The organism is Agromyces sp. P1_H4, from assembly GCF_056405255.1.
This window is the reverse complement of record NZ_JBFUCL010000442.1, coordinates 1-2447: the sequence shown is the minus strand read 5'-3', so window position 1 is coordinate 2447 and position 2447 is coordinate 1. Positions and strand designations below refer to the sequence as shown.

The following is a 2447-nucleotide window of genomic DNA, read 5'->3' as shown; positions in this document are numbered from 1 at the left end:
GCGACGGCCCGACCTGCCGCTCGAGGCCGTGCGCGTCGAGGAGGCCGAGCAGCTCGCCGACCTGCGCGCGGGCGAGGCGGATGTCGCGTTCGTGCGCCTGCCCGTCGACGATGCGGGCCTGCACGTCATCCAGCTCTGGGAGGAGCTCGCCGTCGCCGTGCTCCCGAAGGACCACCCCCTCGCCGAGGCAGAGGCACTGACGCTCGCCGACCTCGCGGGCGGACCGCTCGCGCCGGCGCAGCCCGACGCCGCGATGACCGTCGAGCTCGTGGCTGCCGGCACGGGCCACGCGATCCTCCCCCACGGCGTCGCGCGCCTGCACCACCGCCGCGATGTCGTGGCCGTGCCGCTGACGGATGCCGCGCCGACGCGCATCGCGCTCGTCTGGCGCGTCGAGCGCGACGACGCCGACATCCAGGAGCTCGTCGGCGTGGTGCGTGGGCGTACGGCGCGCAGCTCACGGCGCGCGGGTGACGACGAGGAGGCCGCTGCGCCCGCGAAGGCCACGGCCAAGGCCAAGGCGAACGCGAAGGCCGCGGCGGCCGAGAAGGCCAAGGGCGCGAAGGGCGGCAAGGCGACGAAGGGCGGGAAGGCGGGCGGCACGGGCGGTGCGTCGCGCGCCGGCGGCCGCGCGTCGTCGGCCCGCTCGGGGCGCAGCGCGCGCAAGCGAGGCGGTCGCTCGCGATGAAGCCGTTCCTCTTCCTCTCGGCGCGCCCCGAGGTCGAGGCCGTCGGCCCCGAGTACGAGTCCGTGCGGCGCGCCATGGGCCTCGACGCCGGCCGGCTCGAGCACGTGCGACTCGACGTGGATCCGCTCGGCGACCTGCGGCTCGACGAGGTCGCCGGGGTCGTGGTGGGCGGCAGCCCGTACAACGTGACGACGCCCGAGGCGTCGAAGCATCCGGTGCAGCGCCGCGTCGAGGCCGACCTCGCGCGGCTCGCCGAGGACGCCGTCGAGCGCGACCACCCGCTGCTGTTCACCTGCTACGGCATCGGGGTGCTGACGCGCGTGCTCGGCGGGGTCGTCGGCACGGAGCACGGCGAGGAGGCCGCCGCCGTCGAGATCAGCCTCACGCCCGACGGCGTCGCCGATCCGCTCGTGGGCGAGCTGCCCCGCCGCTTCCACGCCCTGGTCGGCCACAAGGAGGCCACCGAGCGGCTGCCCGACGACGCGGTGCTGCTCGCGTCCTCGGCGGCGTGCCCGGTGCAGGTGTACCGGGTGGGGCGCCGGGTCTACGCGACGCAGTTCCACCCCGAGGTGTCCACCCACGACTTCGTGGCCCGCGCACAGGTGTACCGCCATCACGGCTACTTCCCGGCGAGCGAGCTGCGGGCCGTGAGCGAGCGGCTCGCCGCGGCATCCGTCACCGAACCGCAACGGTTGCTTCGCCGCTTCGTGGACCTCGCCGACGCCTGAGCCGAGCGGGGCGGGCGCGGGCGCTCACGCCGGAAGGGCGGGCAGCGCGGGCGGCAGCGGATAGACGCGCCGCAGCACGAGGCGCTGGCCGAGCGTCCACGTCACGGTGACGAGCAGGTAGAGCGCCGCCGCGAGCGGCACGAACGCCGCGATCACCGCCGTGACGAACTGGAGGAGGCCGACCACCCGGAGCATGGCCGCTGAGCCGAGCACCGCCGCCGCGGCATCCGTCCCCGATGCGGCGTCGCCGGGGCGTGCAGCGGGTCGGTCCTGCGGCGTGGGCTGCGGGCGGAAGGCACGGCGAGTGAGCTCGCCGACGAGCGCGATCGCGCCGATCAGTGCCCCGAACACGAGCAGCGCACCGGGCGTGAGGGTGCCCGACGCGATCGAGCCGGCGAAGCTGGAACCGAGCGGCACGCCGAGCAGGGTCTGCTCGAGCAGCGCGTTCGGGTGGCCCGCGATCGTCGGCAGCACGAAGAGGGCGTAGATCACGCCGACGATGGGCGCCTGGATGAGCATCGGCAGGCAGCCGGCGAACGGCGACGCGCCCTCGTCGGCGTAGAGCGCCATGGTCTCGCGCTGCAGGCGCTCGGGGTCCTTCGCGTGGCGGCGACGCAGTTCGGCCAGGCGGGGGGCGAGCCGGGCGCGCGTGCGTTCGGCCTTCGCCTGCGAGATGCCGACGGGGATGAGCAGCGCGCGCACGAGCAGCGTGACCAGCACGATCGCGGCGGCCGCGCTCGACGCGCCGGCGAACGGCGTGAGCCATGCGGCGAGGTGCATGAGGAGGGCGTGCGCCGCGTCGAGCACGGCGGCGACGGGCGGAAGGTCGTACAGGTTCATGAGGTGTCCTTGCGGTCGAGGGATGCGGGATCCGTCTGGCCGCGAGGGCGGGACCGTGCACGTGCGAGCGCCCCGTCAGGCGGGACGTCGAAGGGCGGTCGGTCGGGAGCTACGCGGCCGGGATGCCGCGCCCCGGCGCCCTGGGACGCGGGCGCCCGGCCGCATCGGGGTCGCTCTGCGCGAGGAGTCGC

Annotated in this window: 4 protein-coding genes; 2 read left to right on the top strand and 2 right to left on the bottom strand. The window is 75.7% G+C overall.

The window, feature by feature from the left end; genetic code table 11:
* A partial coding sequence (locus AC1DY2_RS18585; protein ID WP_476763756.1) for a LysR family transcriptional regulator substrate-binding protein occupies nt 1–688 on the top strand: 688 nt, incomplete at its 5' end.
* The gene (locus tag AC1DY2_RS18580; RefSeq protein WP_476763755.1) at nt 685–1416 is read left to right on the top strand and encodes a glutamine amidotransferase; all 732 of its coding nucleotides are present in this window, start codon (nt 685–687) and stop codon (nt 1414–1416) included. The genes AC1DY2_RS18585 and AC1DY2_RS18580, both read left to right, overlap by 4 nt.
* A 24-nt stretch (nt 1417–1440) precedes the next feature.
* On the opposite strand, the gene AC1DY2_RS18575 is transcribed toward AC1DY2_RS18580, so the two are convergent.
* Together AC1DY2_RS18575 and AC1DY2_RS18570 are read right to left on the bottom strand one after the other, a co-directional pair.
* Entirely contained in the window at nt 1441–2256 is an 816-nt protein-coding gene (locus tag AC1DY2_RS18575; protein WP_476763754.1) for a YidC/Oxa1 family membrane protein insertase, read from the bottom strand.
* 109 nt (nt 2257–2365) lie between these two features.
* The coding region (locus tag AC1DY2_RS18570) for a DUF6412 domain-containing protein (RefSeq protein ID WP_476763757.1) at nt 2366–2447 on the bottom strand (82 nt) is incomplete at its 5' end.